The following is a 24,474-nucleotide window of genomic DNA, read 5'->3' on the forward strand; positions in this document are numbered from 1 at the left end:
AAGAAGAGTTCAAAAAGGAACTCGAACAGTACATCTACTACTACAACAACCTAAGACCGCATCAAGCCCTAGGGGGGAAAACTCCCCTAGAATTCCTCGAGTCTTGTCCACGAATTACTTGACACGTACAGCAATGACACACGGCCCGCGATTTCCCCGCGTGACTGAGGAGTTAAGCGGCCAGAATGATTCTCGTTGCAGGTTTTGCCCGCGCACTATAGAATGGGTGTGTCAAACCGGATACATGTCGCCTGACAGATACAGGAGGCGCTGGCATGGCCCGCGACCAATCCCGCCCGCCGCGACATGGCGCTGGAACCGATACCGCCGGTAAGGCTCCCTTGGAAGCTCCCTCAACGCGCCATGAAATTGACTTGCTCAACTTGATTCTGGACAGCATTTACAACGGCGTCATGATCACGGACGTCGAGGGGTATATAACTCATTTCAATACCCCGTACGGACAATTCCTGGGGGTCGATCCGCGGGTTCAGATCGGGAAACACTGCACCGAGGTCGTCGAAAACACCCGGATGCACATAGTCGCCCAGACCGGAAAGGCCGAGATCAACCTTACCCAGCGCATCGGGGGCCAGGACATGGTCGTCCAGCGCATTCCCATCAAAAAAGACGGCAAGGTTATCGCTGTCTTTGGCCAGGTGATGTTCAAGGATGTCAAAGACTTGAGCAAGCTGGCCAAAAAGCTCTCCATGTTGGAATCCAAAGTGGAATTGTACGAACAGGAGCTTATTTCGCTGCGCTCCACTCGGTACACCATTGACAGCATTGCCGGCTCGAGCAAGCCTATCCAGGATCTGAAAAGGGAAGCTCTCAAGGCCGCTGGAACCAACCTGCCCGTCCTAATAACCGGGGAATCAGGTACTGGAAAAGAGTTGTTCGCTCAGGCGATCCATCACGCCAGTCCCAGGAGATTGTATCCCTTTGTGCGCATCAATTGCGCGGCTATTCCGCGTGACCTAATGGAATCCGAGCTGTTTGGTTACGAGCAGGGCGCTTTCACAGGAGCGCTTTACAAAGGAAAACCGGGCAAGTTCGAGCTGGCACATCGGGGCACGGTATTTTTAGACGAAATAGGAGACCTCCCGCTCGAAATGCAACCCAAGCTGTTGCGGGTATTGGAAGAGAAAGAGGTTGAACGGGTTGGCGGCACTTCGCTCATTCGTGTTGATTTTCGTCTTATAGCCGCGAGCAATCAGGACCTGGACGCGATGATTACAGATGGACGATTCAGAAAAGACCTTTTTTATAGACTCAATGTGATACGATTGCATATCCCTCCCTTGAGAGACCGCAAAGAGGACATTGTTCCTCTGTCACACCATATTCTGCAGCAGATCGTAAGAGAACCGCCTCTCCCCGAAATCCAAGTCGACCCCGAAGCTGCCAAGACGCTGGCCCGATATGATTGGCCCGGTAACGTGCGGGAGTTGTCCAATGTCCTTGAAGGAATCGCCAACTCCATTGACGGAGACTCGGTTCGTATTCGCGATCTACCGTTCCATTTGTCCCGACGCGGCAAAGGGGCTTCCGAATCGGATCGCTTTTCTCTGAAGGACGTGCAGGGTCAAGCTGAAAAAGACGCGATCGTGTACGCACTGGAATCGGCCGACAACAACAAGGTCCGCGCGGCGGCATTGCTGGGAATTCACAGGACCCTTCTATACAAAAAGATGAAAAAATACGGCATCGCCTGCGATTGACTTTCATCAATTCGGAGTTGGAGATCACCAAATGCCACAGCTTAAGATGTTTACCATATTCCCCCTGCCCGCAATCGTCGGAATCGTGTTGCTCTGCACATCTCAAGTTTTTGCCAATGATTCCACTGCTCGTTTAGGCGCGGGCGGGATAGAACTGCTTAAAAACGAGCATATCCGGATGCTCGAGGAAGTTCTGGAAATATCCCCAACCAAGGTACGTGTCAAATATCGATTCCTTAACGAATCCGACCAGGATACCCATACTACAGTCGCGTTTCCGGTGTCTCCTGAAGACCCTATTCTGGGCTATCATTCCCCTGTCGCATTTAGTAGTAACATTTTGAAAACCTTCAAGGTTCTGGTGAACGGCAGACTTTTGACCACACAGCATGAGCGCAAGGCTGTCGTAGATGGCCGCGACATTACGGCTGAGTTACGCAAATTAGGTTTGTCTGATAAAGAAATCTTTTTTGAGGTTTCCTACGAAAATTTGGATCCTTTATTAGAAAAACTGAGGAAACCACGAGAAGAATTCGGCGATTGGTCGATCTCTCATACCCTCTATTGGGAAATGACCTTTCCTACCCATAAGGAAACTATTGTGGAGCACGAATATGAGCCTGGGGCTGGTGGTGGGTGGACGATACCTTATCAAGGGGGTGCCAAAGAAGAGTTTAAGAAGAGTGTGGCCAATTTATGGAGTTCTTTCTCAGGGAAGCTTGAAGAACGTGAAGATGAAGACTGTCTTGATGAGGCCACGAAGCGCGCGGTTGAAAATCGAGTTAAGGTGGCTGTGGCCGAAGGCGCAAATTCGGTTTCCGTGAGTTATGTCAGCATTGAATACATTCTCGGCACTGGGCGCAACTGGAAAGGACCAATAGGGGAATTCAAGTTGAGGCTGATCAAGGAAAAACCGGACCAGTTCGTGTCAGTTTGTTTTCCCGGCAGGCCTGAAAAAATTAGCCCTACGACATATGAATTTGTTCAGAAGGATTTTGTCCCGCCTGATAAACTCGTCGTATATTTCTACACTGTGGATGGGGAGGTTAAATGACGGGTTGCCTGGCTGTTCGTGCCGGTCAGATCGAGTATTACACCGGATTACCGCACGGCCGGGCGGGCCTCACCTTAGAGACACGGTCTCAAAACCGATGATTTCCTCGGGCCGTCGGTACGGCGCGGTACGAGAACAGCCCGAAATCAGGGTACTTCTCGAAGGCTGTCTCCAAAGTCAAGGCACGAGACAAATCGTGTTACGAGACCGGGTAGCCCGGACGTTCGGTGGGACAGGCTTCCAGCCTGTCTATTAGGATGACCGGCAAGATGCCGGTCCTACCCGCGGGTCGCAAAGCGACAAGAGGTCTATTGGCCGTACTGATCGTCCAAGCCCCTATTTTTCGCATTGATTCCGGTCATGTATCACAGGTCCAGACCTCTTGTGCCTTCGGCACCCGGAGACCGTAGCCTCCGGGCTACCCAACACCTGCAATCGCGTCCAATTCGTGGCACGATCCCTGTTTGAAATTCGATTTTGAGAGAGCATTCTCGAAGCGCCCCTACATAGGATCGGTACATATTGATTGCCGCAAAAAATGTCCGAAAATGGGGTCATAGGTTGGCTAAGACCGCAATCGGCGGGCACGGCCCGCCCTACGATTGGACGATACGCCTCTCGTAGGGCGGGCTGTGCCCGCCGTCTGTGCGTTGCCAATGCCCTGGACCGTGCCTCTTCGCGTTCATTTTCAGGGTGGGACAGCGAAACGGTGCAAGGGTTGGCCCGGGCCTTGACTCCCCAATAGCCGTGTCTATTGTTTCTTGTAAGGAGTTCGGGCAAAAGGCCGAGCTAACTTTTGCTTTGAAGGAGGCCGCCAATGAGAAAATCCATAGGTCCGCCGGATACCAGATACAGATGCTGCATTGATGCCTCGTGCAGAAAGTTCGAGTCGCCGTGGGAAGCAGGCAGTTGTTACGATGAGGGAGGCAGCATAGTTAAAGACTGCTCTAAATGCGGGGATTCATCCGAGGTCAATCGATGACTTTCTGCCACGGGATGTGAGATTCCCGAGGCGCGACACGAACGTGCGGGCACACGGGTAAACCTTAGCTGGGGAGACCGGTTGGGCGGTTTCGCGGCCAAAATCTAGTCATTTTGCAGGTAAACTTCGGGCGAATTTTCGCGCCTTTTCAAGCCACTGTTTCAAGGATTCGTCATTCTCGAATCCCCGACTGGCCACCATCACCCATCCCTTCATGGGTCGGCCTGTGATGTCGAATGGCTTGACAAACGGCAGTTTCATCGCTTCCTTGGCTTCATCCTCTCCCAGGCGCAGGATCAGGAAGTCCTTGTAAACACCGCAGAACATATTTCCTTGCACCAAATGGCACACTCCGCCGAACATCTTCTTGTCTACGGTGTTTTTCCAGCGTGATACAATCTTCTTGATTCGTGCATCGAGTGCTTCATCGTATGGCATCAACTCACCTCCCATGACAGAGAACCGACCATTGGCCGGCGAAAGAGAAAGGTTACCTCTTCGCATCCCTTCAACATTGACAATGTCATAGCTGCATTCTAATATTCTTACTCCCTAAATAACATCGTCTTTTTTGCACAGAATCTTTCCCGCAAGAACCAAGAGGCTACCATGAACTACAAGATCGGCATCGACGTAGGCGGTACCTTCACGGACTTCCTGCTGACCCGCTCCGACGGTCAATCCCGAACTTACAAGGTGCTGTCCACTCCCAAAGATCCATCCATCGCGACCATGCAGGGAATCTCCGAGATGGCTCAGGACGAAGGAATGACCCTGAAGGATTTTCTGGCCGCTGTGGAAGTGATCGTTCATGGCACCACGGTAACCACAAACGCGGTGCTCACATACCGTGGGGCAAAAACCGGACTGCTTACTACGAAAGGGGTTCGGGACGCGCTCGAAATGCGGCGCGGCATACGGGAAGAGCAGTACAACAACCGATACACGAATGTAGAGCCCCTGGTGCCCCGTTACCGACGACTTCCCGTAACAGGGCGATTGGATTACGCGGGGAACGACATCGCCCCACTGAACGAAGACGATGTGCGAAAGGGGACCGAATTCTTTTGCAAAGAAGGAGTTGAAGCCGTTGCCATATGCTTCATGAACTCCTTCGCCAACAGGGAGCACGAGGAACGAGCGGCCAGGATTGTTCGTGAAAGCATGCCCGATGCTTATTTGTCCGTGTCAACGGATGTCTTGCCGTCAATACGATTCTACGATCGTGTTTCCACCACCGTGCTGAATGCTTACGTGGGTCCGATCCTGAAAAGATACTTGGAGAGCCTGCTTAATAAACTCGATGACGCGGGATTTCCAAACATCCTGCTGATAATGCAGTCCAACGGAGGAGTCATTTCCCCCAAGTTCGCCATGGACCACGCTGCAACTACGCTGCTCTCGGGGCCCGCGGCCGGACCTGTGGCCGGGATTGTCTACTCCGGAATCCAGGAATACCGCGATTGCATAACAATGGACATGGGAGGGACATCGTTCGATTGCGCCCTGATCAAGGATGCTGTTCCGTTGACTACCACGGTCGGGGAGATCAACCGCCTGAGACTGGCTCTACCCATGCTCAACGTTGTGACCATCGGCGCAGGAGGCGGCTCCATCGGGTGGATCGACGAAGGCGGGCTGCTTCGTATGGGTCCGCAGAGCGCGTCTTCGGACCCCGGCCCGGCTTGCTACGGTCTCGGTGGACAAGACCCTGCATGCACGGACGCGGACCTGGTCCTGGGATACCTTGACCCGGCCTTTTTCGCGGGGGGCAGGATGCCTCTTTATCCGGATCGGGCGAAGGAAGCCATTGAAGACAAAATCGCCAAACGAATGGGGTACGATCTGTACGAAGCAGCCGCGGGGATGTACCGTGTGATCAACGTCAATATGGCCGCGGCCGTAAGAGAAGTGGCTGTGAAGCACGGCCAAGACCCGCGCGATTTCCCGCTGGTTGTGGCAGGCGGGGCCGGGCCCAATCATGCTTGTATGATCGCCTTGGAACTGGAGAATCCTGTCTTGATCGTACCGCGGGAATCGTCCATCTTCTGCGCGGCGGGCATGCTCATGTCCGATTTGAAGCACAACTTCGTCAGAACGTATGCTGTCAATCTCAAGGACGCGGACCCTCAGATTTTCGGGCGCCTTTTTGATGAGATGAAGCGTGAAGGGAAGCAGCTTTTGGTCACAGAAGGTATTGTGGAGTCGGATATCGAGTACAGATACTCGCTGGATCTTCGGTACGTGAAGCAGTACCACGAGGTTGAAGTCGACATAACGCCCCACGAGGTAGACAGATTCGACATACAAGCCATGGCGCGAAGGTTCCACCCGGCTCACAACAGCCTTTACGGCTATTCCTTGGAAGAGCAGGGCACGCCCATAGAATTGATCAACATGCGGCTGGTTTGTATCGGACGGACGGAAAAGCCCCGATTCCAGGAACAGGAGCCTGCCGGCGAGGACGCATCCAAGGCCTACAAGAGACATCGTAACGTGTATCTTCCCCTCCAGAAGCAATTCCAGGAGATACCCGTCTTTGACGGTCTGGCCCTTCATTTTGGCAATCGAATCGAAGGGCCGGCGATCGTTGAACAGGTCAACACCACTACCTTCGTCGCGCCGGAGTTCAACGTGCTGACGGATCGGTTCGGCAGCTTCACCATGTACCTCAAGGAACGGGAGGAAGACGTGAAAAGGAGGATCCTGTCATGAGCCGGGAAATCGACAAAGTCTTCGTCTCCATACTTCAGCGCCGCCTCAAGTCCATCACGGAAGAAATGAGCATCGCTCTCACCATGACGACCCGATCCCCGATCCTTTGCGAGGCCAAAGATTTCGTCACCGGGCTTTACGACGCGAAGGGCAAGATGCTCGAACAGACTGAAAACCTCCCCATCTTATCGTTTTCCCTGGGACCTGTGTGTCAGTACATAGTCGATTACTTCGGCGATGAAATTTACCCCGGTGATGTGATCTTCCACAACGATGTCTTTTCCATGGGCAATCAGAACAATGATGTGGCCGCGTACAAGCCCGTTTTCTGGGAAGGGACCCTCGTGGGATGGGCCGCGTGCAAGGGCCACCAGGCGGACATCGGCGGCGCAGTGCAAGGCGGGTACAATCCCAACGCGACCGAAGTCTGGCAAGAGGCTCTGCGCATTCCTCCGGTAAAGGTGTACGAAAAAGGAAGATTGCGCAAAGATGTATGGGACCTGATCTTTGCGAACATCCGCCTTGATATCGTGGCTGAAGACATGCGGGCTGAAATTGGTTCCTGCGTTGTCGGCGAACGCGGTCTGCTCAAAATCATAGAACGATATGGATTGGACAGTTTCGAAAGGCACAAGGAGTACCTGTTCGACTCGACGGAAAAAATGATGAGAGCTGAGATTCGCACCATACCAACGGGAACGTACAGCGGTGAGTCCACTTGCTACTTTGACGGCAAAAATCCGGGCTCCAAATATGAGATCAGAGTCCAGATAACGGTTGATGACGATGAAATCTCGTTCGATTATTCGGATACTGACGCTCAAACCAACGGTTTCGTCAACGGAACCTATACCTCCAGCGCGTCGGCAACCATTCTCACTTTCCTGCAAATGGTCAATCCCGACATACCTCACAACGACGGTATGGTGAGGCCGATCAAGATTATCATTCCTGTAGGGACGATCCTTAACGCGGCATATCCCGCAGCAACCACTTATGGGAACCATCTGTGCCCGAACAATGCCGACGCGATCATGAGAGCGCTCGGCCCGGTGATCCCGGACAGGGTAACCGCTGAATGGAACGAACTGCTCTGTTCGCTCACTACAGGGATTGATCCCCGGAAGGGCACGCCGTATGTCGATATAGGTTTCATGGGACTCAAAGGCGGTTCAGGGGCGATCAAGGGTGTGGACGGATACGACCACATCGGCATGATCGACGCGTCCGGCGGCGTGCTCGACCAGGATTATGAAATGTTCGAGCAGCAGACCCCACATCTCCTGGTCAAGCATGAATATTGGACGGATTCCGCCGGCGCGGGGCAGTGGCGAGGCGGTTTGGGCGTGGAAACCGAATTCATTATCGGTTCTGACATCACCAAGGTGGTGACGTTTGGTGATGGTGACGTGGAGCCCGCTCGCGGCGCGCATGGCGGCATGGAAGGCACCCTGAACAAGATAGAGCTTACTTATCCGGACGGCAGGAAGTACCTATGCACCACAAAGGACTTGGTTGAAGGCGTCCCAAAAGGGACGGCCTATTTTCAGCAGGCGGGTGGCGGAGGAGGTTACGGAGATCCGTTCCTCAGACCTGAAGCGAAAGTGGCCGAAGAAGTGCGCAATGGAATAATCTCCTTCGAAGCCGCGGCCGGAGATTACGGCGTTGTGGTCGATCCCGAGACTTTTGCGGTGAACAGGGCGGAAACAGAGAGACTCAGATCCTCCAGACCTATTGGGAATGGGTGAGCAATCCCCCGCGGAGTTACAGTATGAGATCCTTCATGCCCACGTATTCATCCTATGAAGAGCTTGCTGAAATTCAGCTCAAGGGCCTCCAATGGACCGTCAATCATGCGTACAACGGCTCCCGGGCGTACCGGCAGAAGCTCCAGGGCGCTGGAGTGGCTCCGAAAGATATCAAGACCCTGGATGACCTGAAACGCCTACCGTTTACAACGTCCAAAGACCTTGCCGAAGGGTACCCTTTTCCGTTGCTCTGCGTGCCCATGAGTCAGGTGGTCAGGCTGCACGCTTCTTCCGGGACCACTGGCAAGAGGAAGGTCCTGTGCTACACACAAAAGGACATTGATGACTGGGCCGATTTTTTCGCGCGGTGCTATGAAATGGCCCAGCTTACAGCCGAAGATAGGGTGCAGATCTGCGTCGGGTATGGTGTCTGGACAGCCGGCGTGGGATTCCAGCTTGGATGTGAGAAGTTTGGGGCACTGGCCGTGCCCGCGGGTCCGGGAAACCTTGAGATGCAGATGGAATTCCTCATGGATTTTCAGAGCACTGTAATGTGTTGTACAGCTTCAATGGGCTTGCTGCTCGCGGAAGAGGTTGAGCGTCGCGGCCTGAGCGACCGGATAAAGCTCAAGAAGATGATTTACGGCTCCGAGCGCTCTTCGGACGCGATGAGGAACCGTATAAAAAGTCTGCTCAATCTCTCCGACATGTACGACATTCCCGGCATGACCGAACTTTACGGCCCGGGCACGGGGCTTGAATGCTCCGCTCACGACGGCATGCACTATTGGGCGGATTATTACATTCTGGAAATCCTCGACCCCGACACTCTGGAGCCGGTGCCCGAAGGCGAAGTAGGGGAGATGGTCGTTACCACGCTGCGAAAGGAGGCAGTGCCTCTCATACGATATAGGACTCGTGATCTTACCGCATTGAAGCCGGGCCCCTGCGCTTGCGGCCGGCTCATCCCAAGGCATGATCGTATTCTTGGCCGATCCGACGATATGTTCATCGTGCGTGCGGTCAATATCTATCCCGGTCAGATTGATAGCGTTTTGAGCGAACTCAACGGCATAGGGAGTGAATACCAAGTCGTCCTGGAACGCGCGGATGGAAAGGACACAATGACCCTCAAGGTGGAACGAAGCCTTAACGCCGATCCTTGGACGGACTCCAGTATCCGCACTATGGTAAAGGAGGCCGTGAGGAAAAAAATACTGGTTACGCCTGAAGTTGAAGTGGTGCCCTATTTGTCGCTGCCAAGGAGCGAGAGAAAAACCAAACGGGTTTTTGACAAGCGGGAAGAGTAATAGCAGGGCCGGGAAATTGCGGGGGAAACTTTTTTGCAAAAAAGTTTCCCCCGCGCCCCCTTCCAAAAACTCCTAAATATTATGGCCACCAAACTCGTGGCTTCGGAGAAAGCCAGTAGTAAGTTGGGAGCCGGCGATCCAAGAAACAATCCTGCACTGGGGCTGGTGTTGACGAAATGACTTGACTGGATCTAATCTGTTAGGTGATGTCAACAGTAACGAGGAGAGATCTCCGCGTACCCGGAATGACTCCTCTGGATGAAGGTTGAAACCGGTCGGGGAACAGGCACTCAGACCACGTGAACAAATATGTGGGAGTTTTTTGGGGAGGGGTCCGGGGAGGGCCTTTTTTGCAAAAAAGGGCCTCCCCGGAAATCTCCTCTTCTCTCGGAGGGTCATCATGGTCACTGATTTTACTTTTGCTTATGGTTCGAACATGAATCGGTCCGACCTTCGGTCGTGGTTGGAAGGCGGAGGGTATGATTCGTCTTTGGTTGTGGATGCCACACCCGCGATTCTCGAGGGATATGATTTTGTGTGGAATTTCTATTCCCAGGGCAGGGGCGGGGCTACAGCAAATCTGGAACGTAAGGAAGGTTCGACGATTTGGGGGGTGCTCATCGAGTTTGACGACTCGTTGTTGAAGGCGTTCGACCGCAAAGAAGGCCACCCTTTCTTCTACTCGCGAGGCGACAGCCGCGTGCCTGTGAAAAGACTTACAGACAGCGAAACGGTTATGGCTTGGCTCTATACTGCAAATCCCAATCGTGGCGCAAGCAGGGGTCTGCGCCCCACCCGCGATTATAAGAGAATCGTGCTCGAAGCCGCGGAGTTCTGGGCCTTCCCTGAAGAATACTTGGAAAAGATCAGAGGTTGGGACGCACAGTAGTCCGACTACAGGTGGCTGTCAGCATGGATACGACAGGCGTTATCCACGGTCGGTTCCAGGTCTTACACAACGACCACATGAAGTACATTTTGGCGGGCAAGGCCCGCTGTGAACACCTGGTGGTCGGTATCACCAATCCGGACCCGACCCTAACTCGAAACGATTCTACCAACCCGGAGAGGAGCGACCCCTCGGCGAATCCGCTCACCTATTTTGAGCGGTATGTCACCTTGCGCGAGGCCCTTGTAGACGCGGGGGTGGATTACCGGGAATTCTCAATTGTGCCCTTTCCCATAAACCTCCCTGACCTTTACCAACATTATGTCCCGTTGGATGCGGTCTTCTATCTGACCATTTACGACAAGTGGGGCAGGCGTAAGCTGGACCTGCTGCGGTCGCTGGGGCTGAAAGCCGAGGTCATGTGGGAAAAGCCGCCGCAAGAAAAAGGCATATGCGCCGCGGAAGTAAGGAGATTGATGGTCCGAGGCAAACCGTGGGAACACCTGGTTCCCCGGAGCACGGCAAGGCTAATGATACTGTGGGGAATACCCGAGCGGCTTCGAGGAATTGAAGAACGAACTCCTACCGATTCGCGGGCGAAGGCCTAATATGAAAAGAAGACGCGCAGACCTGCTCTAGCATGTCCGTGGCACCCAACACCCCTTGGAAGTTGAAAATATTGGGTGCCACTGACCTGGGAACCAGGTCGGTGCCTGGCCGAATCCCATACCAAGAGGCCAACAAACAAGTGACCAAGCTGAATTATTTAGACAAGGGCACGGCACGAAGGCTGTTTCAAAAGTCGGTGAAAGGTTCAGATCGTGCTACGAATTGAACCACAGCGGCTCATGGTGGGTAGCCCGGAGGCTACTGCCTCCGGGTGCCGCAGGCACAAGAGGTCTGGACCTGTGGTATTGCAATGGATTCATTGATGAAAATAGCAGGTTCAAGAATTTGTTCGGCCACCAGACCTCCTGTCGCTTCGCGACCCGGACGTAGTAACGTCCGGGCTACCCGTCGCGTAACACGATTCCGTCGTATTCATTGGTCTTGAGACAGTCTCCACGCCGTGCCCCTACAATGGTGGACCCCAGTTCTCGGCCATGACCGAATTGGTGCCTACCATGATAGACGGACCGTCCTATAGTGATTCTCGAAAGTTCTTTCTGAATGGAACCGCACTGCTGGACAAGCCAGCAGTGGCACCCACAAGTCAATCCGTCATTGCTTTCGAGAACTGCTGTAAAACAAGGATCTTCCTGCCGCGTCTGAAAAGATCTCTATTCATTCTTGGTTGTTCAGCCTCCGGCCACCGGAGGCTGAACAACCAAGAATAATATGGAGTTTTTTGGGAGGGGTCCGGGGAACCCTTTTTTACAGAAAAAAGGGTTCCCCGGAAAATCTTCCTCTTCTCCTTTTCCTCTCCCTCTCCTTCTTCTCCCTGCTTCTCCTCATTCCCCGCCGAACACTTTCATCAGTTCTACTTGTGCGTCCGGTGATACCAGCTTCACGTTAGCCTCGATGCCTTGCAGGTGTTGGAAGATAGGTTTTTCAGCCACGCCGGGGACGCCGTAAACCACGAACATCGCTCGTCGGGTCGACGGCCTGATCATGGTGCGCCGATCCGGTCCGTAGATGATGCACCCGATTACGCCTTGAGAGTCCGATATTTTTATGTCCCCGGTTTTGAGAATCTGTTCTTGCCCGTTTAGTCTCACGTATTTTTCATCACCCTTGGCAACGCCCACTCCTATCGGGGTCTGCACCAGGTCCAGATCATGGCCCGCAGTAAGGAGCGAATTCCTCAACTCCTCCATGAACATCGCTTCGACCAGCGCGGCCACTCTGGGGATGGGTTTGCCCTTGAAGACCACGGATTCCAATTGGTGTTGAACGTGGTAAGTCTTCCTGAAGCGCTTGTAATATGCTTGGTACGTTCTGATAGGCTCTAGGGACTTGAGGCTCGCTTCGCCTTTGAAAAGGGTCCGCAAGTCGGTTTCCAGATCGGCTTTCTCCTTGTCCAACATCGGATGAGAATCCGGATTGGAGACGTTGTTCATGGCCAGGATGCCGATGCGAGCATCCGGATAAGTTTGCCTCCATTCATTTGAAATTGTGAGCATTGCATTCTCCCAGGCCCTTGCGAATGGGCCGTGAAATGGGAATATGGGCGGGAAACTAGAGGGCTAGACGATGATCGCCGGCAGCCCTTTCACCTTTTCGGTCGAGCCCGACAACAGCAGTATCATCACTTTTTCCCGGTCGTGCCAGAACTCCGCCGATTCCTTGAAGATCTCCAGTGCAGTACCGAACTCCTCTCGCGAGGCTTCGGCAAAAGGATCGACCGCCGCGTAGAGAATGACGAACCCGTCGGCCCCATACCAGGACATGTCGGTCAGACAGTCTGCAAGAGCGTCCCAGTTATGGCCGAAGTATTCGGGGAATGCCAAAGTTCCGGCCACGTGCTCGAGAAACTGATCCTTGCTGCGGATCTCCAAGCCGTCAATGAAGAAAAATGCGAGCCCATGTTGAGACACGAGGCTTTTCAGGTCATTTGTCGACCATGTCCCTTGAAGCTGATAAACACCCGAGCCTTTGCTGTCCTTGAGCAGGTCGGAGAGTCTTGTCACTGCTTACTCCTTGATAAGCTTGAATGTGTTGTAATGATCGTCGGTGTAATAATGTTCACCTCCTGACCCCGCGACAATGCGTCTGGCCCCTCGATCGCCTCTCCCTGGGGTCTTGACCGTGTATTCTCTGTAGTATCCACGGGGGCGTGCAGGCAGCCGCTTTTCCCGATTCCCGAAAGTGGTGCCATCCTTGGGGTAGGGGAAAGGCCCTCCTTGTTTTATGAGCGTGAGGGTCTGCACCGCTTCCGGCGGAAGATCCGCCACTGGGATGGTGGCTGGTTCCGCGGAATGGCTTTTGGGATCGGCCGGTGGAACGCCGGCCGGCACGATATGCATGCCGACAAAGATAAGAACGAGGATCAGCAAAAGAGAGAGGATACCAAATCGTTGGTTATGGCGGAACATCATGCGTCTCATTACGGTCTGCCGGGGGCGGCAGTCTTGGTACCGTAAAATTGGCGTTTTCCCCCACGAAAGCGCGAGGCACAAAACCTAAAAGTCAGTCGCTCAACTTCACTGCCAGCCTCTCGGCAAGTTCCGGAAAAAGAGGGGGCGGTTTTTCATTAGACTGCTCTATTGAACGGACAATTCGGAAAAAAAGTATTTGTGCTTCCTCCAATTGCAAAGAGAGGTCCAGGTCCCGGCCAAGGTCCAGGAATTCGATAATCTCCGCAGAGATGTTCTCATTCGCAGGCTCTTTTCCCAGGCGTTCGACCAGAGCAAGAATATGGCCGCGGATCAGTTTTTCCGCCTCTTGAGTGTCAGGCTCGATTTTCCAGGATCTGGCTTCTTCGAGGACGGCCCGTAGTTGGTCGGGAAAGTCGCCGACCGCGAGTTTTTCCAACTCCCTCATCAACGTGCGGTTTAGCACGACCCTGGCTGCGTCCATAAAAGTTTCCGGAATCCTGGCTTCATGGGTCACGAAGAGTTCGGCCAGGCCTTTGTTTTTCTCGTAAAAAGTCTCAAGCAGCCGGGCCTGCTCCTCGAATACCTTCTCGGTCACAATTTCGATGATCTGGCGGCGCTCTTCGACGAACAGATCTCTTAGACGGAAGTACTTCGCCGGGAAGTAGAAGTCCATTTTTCGGATCAAATCGGTGGACGACTGGCCGCTGAAAGTTTCCAGAAGGTCATTTTTCACGGCCGCGTATTTTGTCTTGTCCTTGAAATCGTTAACCGAGCAGCGCAGGTCAACCCCTCCGAAGTGGATCACAGCCACTATAAACTCCCGCCGCTCCATGGTGATCTGACTCTTGACCGCGATCCGGCCGACCAGGAGAATTCTCTCGCCCGCGTCATCCCTCGCAAGGTCGTTGATTTTTATTTCATAGCAGTACAGGCGTTCCTTGACAGGCGCGTCCTGAAAAGCCGAAGCAATTGCCACATGTGCCGCCACCTGGGGGAGGTCGGCAATTTGGGGCATGACGCGCTCGCGGAACAGTTCGTCCCCGTGCACTTGAGGCTTCGCATTGGTGATCGCGGCGGACAGGCGCTTCATAAAATCATCAACAAGGCGAGGTTCAAACGGAAAGGCAATTTGCAGAACTCGGGCAGCGTAACGGAGCACCTGCATCGACTCGATACCGCTAATATCGTCGAAAAACCACCCGCAGCTTGTGTACATGAGCATGCGATTGCGCTGCATTTCCAATAGTTTCAGAACCATCTCACGTTCATGTATGTGAAGCTTGCGGCTTGCATACATGGTGAGGAACCCGGGGATGTTTGAGCGTTCCCCGAGTAATACATCTATGTATGCATCTCTGGCGGCCCACGGGTCTTTGAGGAACCCACTCGCCTTTTTCTCGTACAGCCTGTCTACCCTGTCGCGTAACAGATCCAGGGATTGCCTGAGCGGTGCTCGCCATTTCTGGTTCCAGCCGGGTTTTGGCGCGACGGAGCAGCCGCAATCCGTGGACCAGCGACCCACGCCGTGTGCGCAACTCCACGCCGAATTCTCAATGAACTCGACTTCTGCCGTCGGCGGATGTTTCTCCAGGTATTCCCCATAATTGGTGATCCGTACAGTGGGATCGGCCAGTAGACGCTCCAGAGCAAAGGCCAGTGCCATTTCACCAAACCGGTGGTGATGGCCGAATGATTCGCCGTCGGTAGCGATGTTCACCAACTGCGGCCATGTCCTTCCAGGGGAAAACGCGCCGAGAAGTCTGCTTCTAAGCTCTTCGCCGCTCTGCAGAAGTTTCTCGAACGCAATCGCTTGGGAAATGGGCCCGTCATAAAAAAACAGAACAATGGAGCGCCCTTCGGAAAGATTGCACACATACGGACGGGAAGGGTCTATGGAGCCGGGATTCAGGGTGATCCACTGATCCTTGGATGAATCTCGAAATCGGCCTGCCTGCTTAGGGGCGAGAATGGTGAAGCGAACGCCGTGCTGAACGAGAATTTCGAGGGTTTCTTTGTCCACCGCGGCTTCGGGGAGCCACATTCCTTCAGGGTCGCGGCTGAATCGCTTCCGGAAGTCCTCCATTCCCCAGACTATCTGGGAAATTTTGTCCCGAGTGGACGCCAGTGGCATGATCATATGATTGTAAGCCAGAGCTATGGCATTTCCATGTCCGGATCGTCGTGTTTGGCTGACAGCATCGGCTTCAATAATCGCGTGATAGGTTTCAGGGGCGAAGTTTTCCAGCCAGGACATCAGGGTGGGCCCGAAGTCAAAACTGAGGTACTCGTAATTATTGATAATAAGCCTGAGCAGGCCCTGCTCGTCCAGGATTCGCGCATGAGCATTCGGAGTGTAGCATTCGTAAGCGACCCTCTCGTTCCAGTCGTGGAACGGATGTGCAGACTCCTGGGTTTCTATGTATTCCAGCCAAGGGTTTTCCCTTGGGGGCTGATAAAAGTGCCCGTGAATGCAAATATAACGAGGGATGGGCGGGTTCATCCAGTCGGTTCCTAATTGATTTGGCTGCAAAGTTCCAATTGTGCAGTATTTTCAGTCGCTAGCCCCGCGGTGTGGGACAGGCTGTAAGAAGCATTATAGTTATGGTTCGATTGGCGTCAAGTTTGGAGGCTATCGTTGCGGCGACGTGCGGTCGGAGTGGGTTCTGCGGGACGTCAAAAAGGTTGTGGCGGGGTGGCAATCGGAGACAGAAGGTCAAATGCTTTCAAGGCCGTCTCCGCAAAGGCCTTGATTTTTGCCGGACTTCTGGCTCCGCCGGCTTCTTCAAGACCCGTATGCGCGTCCACTGCGGCGGGGCGCACCTTAAGAACAGCCTCTGCTACGTTGTCGGGATTAAGGCCCCCGGCAAGGATGACCGGCAGGGATGAACGCTGAACGATTTCAGCGCTAATCGACCAATCATGGGTCATTCCCGTGGCCCCGCGGCGGCCTGTCCCGGGATCGAAAGAGTCCAGAATAATTGCGTCCCATAATGGTGGTTTAAAGCTACCGGCTCGTTCCAGGGCGCTTTCGTCGTCTACGGTCACCCGGCCAATCATTCTGGCATCAGGGCATGCTTTTCGGAACGTGAAAAGTTCTTCGTTTGCGATTCCGCCGTGAAACTGAACCGCCGCGGCTCCAATATGCCTGACGAGTCTGCAAGCCTCATCGGCAGCTGAAATGTAAGTGATCAACACCGGCAGCACGCTCTGGGGGAGCTTTGCTATGATTGATCGGGCCTTGTCTTCAGTTAGGTTGTCGTGGAATCCGTCGGGAAGGCCGAGCGTGAAGCCGAGCGCGCCAACTCCCACCTCGCAACAAAACAGGGCTTCTTCCAGGGAGGACACTCCGGCCACCTGGACCCTCGGGAGCCATATACTACGGTTGGTTGGCGGCTGACTGTTGTAATTCATGTTCGGCCGGATCAGTCGCGGGCGAACCTGGCGGCGAGGGAATATTGATTACCGTATTGCCGGAGTCATGTCCCAAGGCCTCGTCCAGGGCTGAGCGTGCCTGTTGAAGGAGCATGGAGAAGGTCGGCACGGATCTGGCAAATTCAGTGATTCCGATGTACAGGCTTATTTCGCCATCGAAGTACCGCGTCGAAATGTCCGTTAGTCTCTCAGCGACAACTTCAGCATTAACGGAGTTCGAGTCAGGCAGGAGCACCCACAGCTTGACGGCTTCGCCCTGGGCTGCCAGGTCCGACGATCTCAAATGTCCTTGAAGAAGCTCGACGACCTCCAGGTCAGGACAGGTCACAGCCCCTTCATAAGCCGACTTCCACGACACAGCCAGGAGACAAAAGGTGGTTCGGTAGCGCCAGGCTCGGTTGAATTCCTTCTCAAGATATTCCTCGAAGAACAACTCCGTGTGTACTCCCTCGACCCTTGTCTTGAAGGCGCGGAGCGAGCTGTTCTGATGATCCCATGCGTTCAGGATGCCCAGCGAAATTTTTGTCGCCATGGAAGCAATAAGATCGGTGTTCATTCCGCCACAGTACCGGAAAGGATCATCGCTGCCCAGGCATAAGAGACCCAGTTCGTCTTCTCCGTGGCAAAGCGGCGCCACAGCCGCGGAAGCGATGAGAGAAGCCGAATCACCGAAAAGGCGATGGGCCAGGTCGCCGGCCGGGTCATCCAAAATAAAAGGGTCGCTTCGGAACAGCCCTTCGTCGCTCAAGAAATCCTCGGAGATAATACCCGTGGCGCGCGACGCGTTCCGCCGGAACACGGAAGCTACCGGGTGGTCTTCCTTCAAGAGGAAACGAACCGCCACCAGATCCAACTCTGCTTCCAGGGCAGCTATTGTGTTTTCGACAAGCTGCTCGACGGAACGGGAATTCAGCAGGACCAGGTCAATACGTTCCAGATGGGAGCGGATTTCCTCCGAACGCTGATGAAGGCGAAAAATCATATCAAAGGACCTGATGAGCTGGGCATTCTCGTCGTCATCAAACAAGTTGGTGTCTTGTGGCTCCGATTCCGGGCACGTTGCAACTTCGAGGGAGTCCGTGTCCTGGCCGGCCGGGGTCTCTGCGCCATGAGGCGTGCATCGCTGATGGTCGGAGCGTCGCGAACCTGGTGCCGCTGTTGCGGTGCCATGAAGCTCATCGTTGACGGAAGATCCTATAGTGGGAAAGCCTTGCATGGGACCCCCCTGAATCAGCCCCTCGGGGCTGGGAAGTTACATTAGGTAATTGCTATATCATATTGAAATAAAATAACAAGAATAATCTAGACGTGAATATTGTTGCTCGTTTTGCCCAAAAAGAGGTATATTTAACGTTTCGTAAGAAACGCAGAGGCAAGCCCACAATGAATATCCTTGATCTTATCGGAAACACTCCCCTGGTGAAAATTCAGGACCCCAACGGGTCGAACGGTGTGCGCATTTTGGGAAAACTTGAGGGCAACAATCCTGGTGGCTCTATAAAAGACCGTATCGCGTATCACATGATCCAAAAAGCCGAAGAAGAAGGTCGTTTGACAAAGGACAAGATCATACTTGAGCCCACTTCGGGCAATACCGGCATCGGTCTATCCATGGTTGCCGCGAGCAAAGGGTATCGCTGTTTACTGACTCTTCCCGAGTGTGTGAGTATCGAACGGCGAAACACGCTGCGAGCCTTCGGCGCGGAACTTGAAATCACGGTGGCCTGCGATGGCACTGACGGCGCGATTCGGAAGGCCCATGTGATTTACGAGTCGGACCCGGAAAAGTACTTCATGCCCAATCAGTTTGAAAACCCATACAATATCGAAGCCCATTACATGACAACAGGCAAAGAAATCCTGGAACAGACCGCGGGCGAAATAGACATCTTTGTGGCCGGTATTGGGACAAGCGGCACTCTGATGGGAGTTTCCAGACGACTGAAAGAGCATAACCCGGCCATCCAAATCGTTGGCGTCGAGCCTGTCGAGGGGCATGCCATCCAGGGCTTGAAAAACATGAATGAAGCCATCGTGCCGAAGATTTACGATCCCAAGCGAATCGACAAGATCATTCAGGTTAATGATGACCAGGCTTATGACACCACCCGCTGGCTGGCATTGACCCAAGGGATATTTGTAGGCATGAGTTCAGGCGCTGCGGTTTACGGCGCGATGCAGGCCGCTAAAGATCTTAAGAACGGCACGGTTGTGTGCATACTGCCTGACCGCGGAGATCGATACCTCAGCACTACCCTGTTCAAATCCATCTGCGCCAAGTGCCCGCCATAGGATAGAGGAGAAGCGGCGGGGCCAACTTTCTTGTGCAAAAGAGGGCACTCCCGAACTCCCTTCAAAAAAGTTCCATATTCTGCTGCATACTGTCATTGCGAGGGCGCAAGCCCCAAGCAATCTCCAGCAGGACCGAAGAGGAGATTGCTTCGTCGTCCCACTCCTCGCAATGACACAGAACAATACGGCGATTGCCACCTTCTTGCAGAAAGGGTCTCCCTGCGAAACCTGCCTTCACTGGCCGCCCTCGCTTTCTCGCGGCGGCCCTGGAATCCACGTCTTCCTCATATAGTCGAACCATTCTCGCCATCGTCGGGCTTTCTCGGGATCGAGGAGCGCTGCCACATCTTCCTTAGCGCCTGCTAGTTCGCTTTCCACCCTCGGTTGAACTTCCTTTCGTATCGCTGTGATAGCTTTTTGCCTTGTCGTGACGATCTCTCGCACTTTTGCGGTCTGTTCTTCGGATAACCCTAATTTGCGCTGAATCCGGTTCGTGATTCGCATTGGGGCCTCTTCAGGGTGGCTGATGGCGTGCGATACCATTTTGTGCACGACTATCACGGTGATCCCTGATCCAATCAGCGCGCCGCAAATCAAAATGACAACGCCGAGCAAGACGGCTTTCCATTGACGTGGCTTTCTAACGGGCGGCAATTCGGAAGAGGGAGACGATTCTGAAGGGTGCTGAGTCATAGCATCACCCACCTTAAAGGATAAAAAACATTTAGGAGCGGGTCGGTAATTGTTTCTAGCGCGTACAAGGCAGCTATCGCCAGCGGAATTGCCGCCGCAGACGACAGAACCGCCACCCATGCCAGAGGTTTGAAAGAATCCTCTTCCTTCTCCCTGAGCACCGCAAGCACTCGCCGGCTAACGTCCGGCTGAGGAACATCTTCTCTGCCGGCTGCCACGGAAAGCTTCTTCAGAAGGTCCAGTTCATTCATTGCTCTATCTCCAGGCCGGCTTCCTTCAATAGTCTTTTCAATTTCTTTCGGCCGCGCCATGCTTGAACTTTGACCATGGTCTGTGTCCATCCCGTTCGGTCGGCCGTTTCTTCCACGCTGAGGTCTTCCACGTACCGGAGCGTTAGGACCAGCCGGTCTCGGGGCGGGAGTCGGCCCAGCAGGCTATGGAGGAGATCGGCCGCTTTGGAAGGATCTGTCGCTTCGACCTTTTCCTCTGCAATTCGATGCCACTCCTCGATAGGAACATGTGGTTTCTCGCGTTCCCTGGTGCGTTTCTTCCAGTATCGGTATCCCGCTGTAGTGGTGATTCGCGCAAGCCAGTGCTCGAAAGGTGCCTCACCGCGGTAGGATTTCAGGCTGAGGAAGGCTTCCACAAATACATCCTGCACCAGTTCTTCGTGGTGTGACTTGTCCCGCGTGAACCGCCAGAGTTGGGAAGCCACCTTCGGTTGGTGACGCTTAACAAGCCGGGCGTAAGCGTCACCATCGCCATTCAGACTACCGCGTATGTCGTCCAGATCGACTGCATTCAATTTGGGGCCGTCAAACCCTCTCTTTCAGACAAAAGATGTGTCGGGGCCGCGTGCCGCAGAACCAGCCCCCCAACAGTATAAAGCAGTTTCCGGGGAGGAATGCGGGGAAGAACCTTTTTGTCCAAAAGATCATGCCCGCAATTTCCTCGTCAGCTCGCGGAGCATCTCGCAAGTCTATTGGCCGATCTGGTCAACCCATGCCATAGCGGCCTTGTTATTTTCCGCTCTGAATTTGTGGATACGCTCTATCTGCTCAGGCGTTAAAGCAGTCCGTGCTTCTCCGATGACCTTGGAAGCCAGCACCGACGCGTCACCGATTGCCTTGCCCAGGTCGTTCGCAGCCTTTCGTATCGCTTCGTCGTTCTTGGTGGTCGCGAGGACCGCCTCTCGCAAAGCGCTCCTTTTTTCCAGAATGCTTTTGGCCACCGGCCGGATCTCATCGCGGTGACTCTTGACTGTTGCGGCAATCTTAGCCCGCTGTTCCGGCGTGACATTTAGTTCCGACCTGAGGACGAGGAATCGGCCAATGTTGCCGGTAATGAGACGTGCCAGAGGAGATGAAAATAAGGTCGAAGGATCCTGCCCGCCCATGGGTTGAGCTGCCCACCCGGGAGCCGACATCCCCAGAATTGCAGCGACCAGAAAACAGATCCCTATGCCCGTTCTTGCTTTGCTCATGTTCTTCCTCCTCGAAATCACAGTCGCTTGGTCAAAGGCGAACCGTCGATCGATCGGAACCTTTGCCACATTAGTGGCGCGACGATCATATCGGTTACACGTTAGGAAGAAATTTTTTCAAAGTTGTGTTCATTTGCTTGAAGAATGGCTCAGAAAGCCGCGCTCAATGTCCAGAGCAATGGTTTGGCCTCACCTGCGAGACTAAAGACTTATTCGGTATTCATTCAGTTAACGTCGGCGAAGGATGGGCATTGCGAGCGTAGCGAAGCAATCTCAGCGCTAAAAGGCAGAGATTGCTTCGTCGTCTCACTCCTCGCAATGACGCACAACGGCAAACCGCCCCGTGTAACTGAATGGCTACCCTATTCGATCAAAATGGTTTACATTTCCAGTGCTCTGGGAGTATATTACGCGACGGGACACCGACTGTTCCTACGAAGCTTCTGTCCGTATCGACCCGTTCAGCTAGGCTCAAAGCACCACTGCCACACAAAACAGTACCTGGAAGGGGGACCAACCATGAGAAAGCGGTTAAAGTTTTGGGCAATCAACGCACTGGCTTGGAGCATCTTCGGGATTGCGGGCCTATCTATGGCTCAAGCAAAGGAGATAGCGGTAATTTGGGATACCAAATCCGCTATGGTCACCAACGTCACCATGGGCTTTCTCCCGGCTTTGAGAAGTCTTGCTCCGGATCTCAAAGTAACGCTGTACCGCGAACTCAAAGACATGGAAGAGGCCAAGCGAGTCTTCCATGAGGAGGAATTAAAAGTTGACGGAATAGTCTTTCTCAGGTCCTCAGGGGCCGAATATTTGGCGAAGGTTCAGCCCAAAGTCCCGTGCTTTGTGGGGGCGTCTAACAATCCGAAGGAGCTTGGCGTCATACAGAATCTCAATGCTCCGGAAGGAAAGGTCACGGGGGTCACATACTTCATTCCTTACGAAAGGCGTTTCGAGATCATTATGTCACTGTTCCCCAACATAAAGAGCGTGGCGCTTCTCGTGGAAAAGGGCCATCCCAGCGGTCCAATCGAACAAGCGGGAACGCAGCAACAATGCCGGCTGCTAGGGCTAAACTATAGCGAGGTGGTGGCCTCGAACCTGGACGAGTTGGTGCAGGGCGCGCGAAAACTCGGCAAAGTTGACCTCATTATCATAGCCAACACCCGGGTTGTGATGGACAATATCACAAGCTTGCTGCCGATATTTAATGCTACAAAAACGCCTATGTTCTCGTTTGCCGACAAGCCCGTTAAATCAGGCGCGGTAGCCGGAATCGCTGCCGACGACTTTAAGTTGGGCGCCATGCTTGCCGAGTCCGTGGTGGACGTGCTGATTAAGGGCAAACCGATTTCTCAGGTCCCTGTGAAGATGGACCCGCAGCCAAAGCTCACCATTAATGAAGCCATGATGACAGGTTTGGGGCTGAAGTTTCCTGACGAGATCCTCAAGGCCGCGACGGTTCTCCGGTGATGGATTTGTCGCGTTGTAGATGCAAGATCAGCAGGGTTTGGATTTCGGCAGCGTAAACGAAAATGTTGTGCCGTGACCTTCTTTGGACTCGGCCCATATTTGTCCGCCGTGACTCTCGACAATTTTCTTGGCAATAGATAGTCCGAGGCCTGTTCCGGGCTGCGCGCCGGGCGTGGGAACACGAAAAAAGCGGTCGAAGACCTTGCGGAGATACTTGCCGGGTATCCCGACTCCATTGTCGGATATGCTGGTGAGGACTGACTCGCGGTATTCGCGGACTTCAATTTTGATCCTTGGATCGGTCCGGTCCCCCATGTGCCGGGTCGCGTTTATCAAGATATTGTCAATAATCTGCCGAATCCGATGATGGTCGCCCCAGACTCTGGGAAGATCGGGAGCTATCTCCACTTCAATGCGGATTCCGCGTTCCTCGATGGTTTGATGATGCTGATGGATAGAATCACGTATGGCCCGGTCCATCGCAACCTGGTCGCGGACAGGTTCGCTGTGCTCGGACACCAGGCCGTCGAGGAGTTCCTTCAGGAATTTCTCCATTGTTTCCCCGGAACTTGTTAGTTGATCCAGGATCCGATCTCTCTGCTCATCAGAAGGCAGGTTGCGGCAATGAGATTTGAGAGCGCGAACCAGGCCTACAATTGAAATGACAGGAGACTTCAGATCGTGTGCTACCATTTGGATAAGCGATTCCAACTCTCCGGTTCTCTGTCTCGCCTCCTCGGTTCTTTGCTCCAGAGCCTTTCGGGCCTCTGTGCGCCCACTAATATCTCGAATTATTCCTGTAAAGAATGTTCCATCCTTGGTGCTCCAGGTCGAAAGAGAGAGTTCGATCGGAAACTCAATCCCTCCTTTCCTCACGGCTTTCAGTTCGGCGACCTGCCCTATTAGAACAGGCCGTCTTGTGGCCAAAAACCGTTCGATACCCCTCCGATGCGCGTCTTGGTATCGTTCAGGTATCAACATGGCTACGGGCCGCCCCAGGACCTCCTCTTCGGTATACCCGAAAATGTCTTTGGCGCCTTGGTTCCAGAAGACCACCGCGTCATTGGCGTCTATTGAAATAATCGCATCGACTGCCGATTGTGCCACGGAGCGGAATTTCATCTCCGAGGCCTGCAGAGCTTCCAGGGCCGCGCGGCGGTCGGTTTCCGCGGATTCCAGGTCCGCGCATCGCCGGCGCATTTCTTCAAGCTCTGTTAGGATCTGTTTCTTAGGCCTGTCTTCGTCTCTCATGCGTGTTCTCCCTGAAAAGCCCTGAAACCGGGCGCGTGGAACACATCTATAGGCGGAGCCCCGCGGACGATTCCGGGAAAGAATAGCCGGCCGCTACTTGGAGGGTTTGATTGTAGATTCTGGCGCGAGGCAGGTCAAGGGAAGCGCCTCGGTAAAGGGTCAGCTGTGCCTCTCGGCCTTGCTCAGGCAGGGCATTTCAAAAAAAAACACGGGGGATATTTTTTTGTTGTAAGGTAGGGCTGTTGACTGCTACGCGCCTTACCGGTCCGCGTGGCGGAGCGATTGGCAACCGTTATAGTGGTTCTCAAAAGTTCTTCCGGAATGGAGCAGCACTGCTGGACGAGCCAGTCCCGCGTTGGCGGGACACCCACCGATGAATCCGTGATTACTTTC

General features: G+C 53.8%; 23 protein-coding genes. 11 read left to right on the plus strand and 12 right to left on the minus strand.

The window, feature by feature from the left end; genetic code table 11:
• The 4 genes from HY913_00095 to HY913_00110 form a co-directional block, all read left to right on the plus strand.
• The coding region (locus HY913_00095) for a transposase (protein ID MBI4961653.1) at positions 1-122 on the plus strand (122 nt) is incomplete at its 5' end.
• Between the two features lie 153 nt (positions 123-275).
• The gene (locus tag HY913_00100; protein ID MBI4961654.1) at positions 276-1,721 is read left to right on the plus strand and encodes a sigma 54-interacting transcriptional regulator; all 1,446 of its coding nucleotides are present in this window, start codon (positions 276-278) and stop codon (positions 1,719-1,721) included.
• Between the two features lie 31 nt (positions 1,722-1,752).
• Positions 1,753-2,775 carry a DUF4424 family protein gene (locus tag HY913_00105; GenBank protein MBI4961655.1) on the plus strand — a complete coding sequence of 341 codons (1,023 nt, stop codon included), beginning with the start codon at positions 1,753-1,755 and terminating at the stop codon, positions 2,773-2,775.
• Between the two features lie 817 nt (positions 2,776-3,592).
• Positions 3,593-3,757, plus strand: a complete 165-nt coding sequence (locus HY913_00110; GenBank protein MBI4961656.1) for a hypothetical protein — start codon at positions 3,593-3,595, stop codon at positions 3,755-3,757.
• Between the two features lie 108 nt (positions 3,758-3,865).
• Here the strand turns inward: HY913_00110 and HY913_00115 are convergent, their stop codons facing one another.
• Positions 3,866-4,195 carry a TfoX/Sxy family protein gene (locus tag HY913_00115; GenBank protein ID MBI4961657.1) on the minus strand — a complete coding sequence of 110 codons (330 nt, stop codon included), beginning with the start codon at positions 4,193-4,195 and terminating at the stop codon, positions 3,866-3,868.
• 171 nt (positions 4,196-4,366) lie between these two features.
• On the opposite strand from HY913_00115, the gene HY913_00120 reads away from it, so the two are divergent.
• The 5 genes from HY913_00120 (at position 4,367) to HY913_00140 (ending at position 11,027) form a co-directional block, all read left to right on the plus strand.
• Positions 4,367-6,472, plus strand: coding sequence for a hydantoinase/oxoprolinase family protein (locus HY913_00120; GenBank protein MBI4961658.1), 2,106 nt, complete (start codon positions 4,367-4,369; stop codon positions 6,470-6,472).
• Positions 6,469-8,220 (plus strand): hydantoinase B/oxoprolinase family protein, encoded by a 1,752-nt coding sequence (locus HY913_00125; GenBank protein ID MBI4961659.1) that lies wholly within the window; start codon positions 6,469-6,471, stop codon positions 8,218-8,220. Before HY913_00120 ends, HY913_00125 begins: the two co-directional genes overlap by 4 nt.
• A 23-nt stretch (positions 8,221-8,243) precedes the next feature.
• On the plus strand, positions 8,244-9,530 hold the full coding sequence (locus HY913_00130; GenBank protein ID MBI4961660.1) for a phenylacetate--CoA ligase: 1,287 nt from the start codon (positions 8,244-8,246) through the stop codon (positions 9,528-9,530).
• A 400-nt stretch (positions 9,531-9,930) separates the two neighbouring features.
• Entirely contained in the window at positions 9,931-10,419 is a 489-nt protein-coding gene (locus HY913_00135; protein MBI4961661.1) for a gamma-glutamylcyclotransferase, read from the plus strand.
• Positions 10,420-10,442: 23 nt separating this feature from the next.
• Positions 10,443-11,027: a nicotinate-nucleotide adenylyltransferase gene (locus HY913_00140; GenBank protein MBI4961662.1), complete on the plus strand. Its 585-nt coding sequence runs from the start codon at positions 10,443-10,445 to the stop codon at positions 11,025-11,027.
• Positions 11,028-11,870: 843 nt separating this feature from the next.
• On the opposite strand, the gene HY913_00145 is transcribed toward HY913_00140, so the two are convergent.
• From HY913_00145 to HY913_00170, 6 genes are all read right to left on the minus strand, one after another.
• A complete protein-coding gene (locus tag HY913_00145) occupies positions 11,871-12,542 on the minus strand; it encodes a hypothetical protein (protein ID MBI4961663.1) in 672 nt (223 codons plus the stop codon).
• A 63-nt stretch (positions 12,543-12,605) separates the two neighbouring features.
• Positions 12,606-12,968, minus strand: coding sequence for a barstar family protein (locus HY913_00150; protein MBI4961664.1), 363 nt, complete (start codon positions 12,966-12,968; stop codon positions 12,606-12,608).
• A gap of 84 nt (positions 12,969-13,052) precedes the next feature.
• A complete protein-coding gene (locus HY913_00155; GenBank protein ID MBI4961665.1) occupies positions 13,053-13,457 on the minus strand; it encodes a ribonuclease in 405 nt (134 codons plus the stop codon).
• Positions 13,458-13,548: 91 nt separating this feature from the next.
• Positions 13,549-15,957 carry a DUF3536 domain-containing protein gene (locus tag HY913_00160; protein MBI4961666.1) on the minus strand — a complete coding sequence of 803 codons (2,409 nt, stop codon included), beginning with the start codon at positions 15,955-15,957 and terminating at the stop codon, positions 13,549-13,551.
• Positions 15,958-16,130: 173 nt separating this feature from the next.
• Positions 16,131-16,802, minus strand: a complete 672-nt coding sequence (locus HY913_00165) for a phosphoribosylanthranilate isomerase (protein ID MBI4961667.1) — start codon at positions 16,800-16,802, stop codon at positions 16,131-16,133.
• A 31-nt stretch (positions 16,803-16,833) separates the two neighbouring features.
• Complete coding sequence (locus tag HY913_00170) at positions 16,834-18,105, minus strand: DUF484 family protein (protein MBI4961668.1); 1,272 nt, start codon at positions 18,103-18,105, stop codon at positions 16,834-16,836.
• Positions 18,106-18,272: 167 nt separating this feature from the next.
• Between HY913_00170 and HY913_00175 the strand changes: the two genes are divergently transcribed.
• Entirely contained in the window at positions 18,273-19,181 is a 909-nt protein-coding gene (locus HY913_00175) for a cysteine synthase (GenBank protein MBI4961669.1), read from the plus strand.
• Positions 19,182-19,415: 234 nt separating this feature from the next.
• Here HY913_00175 and HY913_00180 read toward each other — a convergent pair whose 3' ends face one another.
• The 4 genes from HY913_00180 to HY913_00195 all read right to left on the minus strand — a co-directional run bounded on the left by HY913_00180 (position 19,416) and on the right by HY913_00195 (position 21,357).
• Positions 19,416-19,874, minus strand: a complete 459-nt coding sequence (locus tag HY913_00180; GenBank protein ID MBI4961670.1) for a hypothetical protein — start codon at positions 19,872-19,874, stop codon at positions 19,416-19,418.
• On the minus strand, positions 19,871-20,125 hold the full coding sequence (locus HY913_00185; GenBank protein MBI4961671.1) for a hypothetical protein: 255 nt from the start codon (positions 20,123-20,125) through the stop codon (positions 19,871-19,873). Before HY913_00185 ends, HY913_00180 begins: the two co-directional genes overlap by 4 nt.
• The gene (locus tag HY913_00190; GenBank protein ID MBI4961672.1) at positions 20,122-20,679 is read right to left on the minus strand and encodes a sigma-70 family RNA polymerase sigma factor; all 558 of its coding nucleotides are present in this window, start codon (positions 20,677-20,679) and stop codon (positions 20,122-20,124) included. Before HY913_00190 ends, HY913_00185 begins: the two co-directional genes overlap by 4 nt.
• A 174-nt stretch (positions 20,680-20,853) precedes the next feature.
• On the minus strand, positions 20,854-21,357 hold the full coding sequence (locus HY913_00195; GenBank protein MBI4961673.1) for a Spy/CpxP family protein refolding chaperone: 504 nt from the start codon (positions 21,355-21,357) through the stop codon (positions 20,854-20,856).
• Positions 21,358-21,876: 519 nt separating this feature from the next.
• Here HY913_00195 and HY913_00200 point away from each other — a divergent pair.
• Positions 21,877-22,830, plus strand: a complete 954-nt coding sequence (locus tag HY913_00200; protein MBI4961674.1) for a hypothetical protein — start codon at positions 21,877-21,879, stop codon at positions 22,828-22,830.
• A 27-nt stretch (positions 22,831-22,857) separates the two neighbouring features.
• On the opposite strand, the gene HY913_00205 is transcribed toward HY913_00200, so the two are convergent.
• On the minus strand, positions 22,858-24,081 hold the full coding sequence (locus HY913_00205) for a PAS domain S-box protein (protein MBI4961675.1): 1,224 nt from the start codon (positions 24,079-24,081) through the stop codon (positions 22,858-22,860).
• Positions 24,082-24,474: the final 393 nt, after the last annotated feature.

Source organism: Desulfomonile tiedjei (genome assembly GCA_016212925.1).
Classification (GTDB): Bacteria; Desulfobacterota; Desulfomonilia; order Desulfomonilales; family Desulfomonilaceae; genus JACRDF01.

Excerpts from the sequence above, each read along its gene's own strand:
- HY913_00100 (MBI4961654.1), top strand. The coding sequence starts at position 276 with ATGGCCCGCGACCAATCCCGCCCGCCGCGACATGGCGCTGGAACCGAT.
- HY913_00105 (MBI4961655.1), top strand. The coding sequence starts at position 1,753 with ATGCCACAGCTTAAGATGTTTACCATATTCCCCCTGCCCGCAATCGTC.
- HY913_00110 (MBI4961656.1), top strand. The coding sequence starts at position 3,593 with ATGAGAAAATCCATAGGTCCGCCGGATACCAGATACAGATGCTGCATT.
- HY913_00115 (MBI4961657.1), bottom strand. The coding sequence starts at position 4,195 with ATGCCATACGATGAAGCACTCGATGCACGAATCAAGAAGATTGTATCA.
- HY913_00120 (MBI4961658.1), top strand. The coding sequence starts at position 4,367 with ATGAACTACAAGATCGGCATCGACGTAGGCGGTACCTTCACGGACTTC.
- HY913_00125 (MBI4961659.1), top strand. The coding sequence starts at position 6,469 with ATGAGCCGGGAAATCGACAAAGTCTTCGTCTCCATACTTCAGCGCCGC.
- HY913_00130 (MBI4961660.1), top strand. The coding sequence starts at position 8,244 with ATGAGATCCTTCATGCCCACGTATTCATCCTATGAAGAGCTTGCTGAA.
- HY913_00135 (MBI4961661.1), top strand. The coding sequence starts at position 9,931 with ATGGTCACTGATTTTACTTTTGCTTATGGTTCGAACATGAATCGGTCC.
- HY913_00140 (MBI4961662.1), top strand. The coding sequence starts at position 10,443 with ATGGATACGACAGGCGTTATCCACGGTCGGTTCCAGGTCTTACACAAC.
- HY913_00145 (MBI4961663.1), bottom strand. The coding sequence starts at position 12,542 with ATGCTCACAATTTCAAATGAATGGAGGCAAACTTATCCGGATGCTCGC.
- HY913_00155 (MBI4961665.1), bottom strand. The coding sequence starts at position 13,457 with ATGATGTTCCGCCATAACCAACGATTTGGTATCCTCTCTCTTTTGCTG.
- HY913_00160 (MBI4961666.1), bottom strand. The coding sequence starts at position 15,957 with ATGAACCCGCCCATCCCTCGTTATATTTGCATTCACGGGCACTTTTAT.
- HY913_00170 (MBI4961668.1), bottom strand. The coding sequence starts at position 18,105 with ATGCAAGGCTTTCCCACTATAGGATCTTCCGTCAACGATGAGCTTCAT.
- HY913_00175 (MBI4961669.1), top strand. The coding sequence starts at position 18,273 with ATGAATATCCTTGATCTTATCGGAAACACTCCCCTGGTGAAAATTCAG.
- HY913_00180 (MBI4961670.1), bottom strand. The coding sequence starts at position 19,874 with ATGACTCAGCACCCTTCAGAATCGTCTCCCTCTTCCGAATTGCCGCCC.
- HY913_00185 (MBI4961671.1), bottom strand. The coding sequence starts at position 20,125 with ATGAATGAACTGGACCTTCTGAAGAAGCTTTCCGTGGCAGCCGGCAGA.
- HY913_00195 (MBI4961673.1), bottom strand. The coding sequence starts at position 21,357 with ATGAGCAAAGCAAGAACGGGCATAGGGATCTGTTTTCTGGTCGCTGCA.
- HY913_00200 (MBI4961674.1), top strand. The coding sequence starts at position 21,877 with ATGAGAAAGCGGTTAAAGTTTTGGGCAATCAACGCACTGGCTTGGAGC.
- HY913_00205 (MBI4961675.1), bottom strand. The coding sequence starts at position 24,081 with ATGAGAGACGAAGACAGGCCTAAGAAACAGATCCTAACAGAGCTTGAA.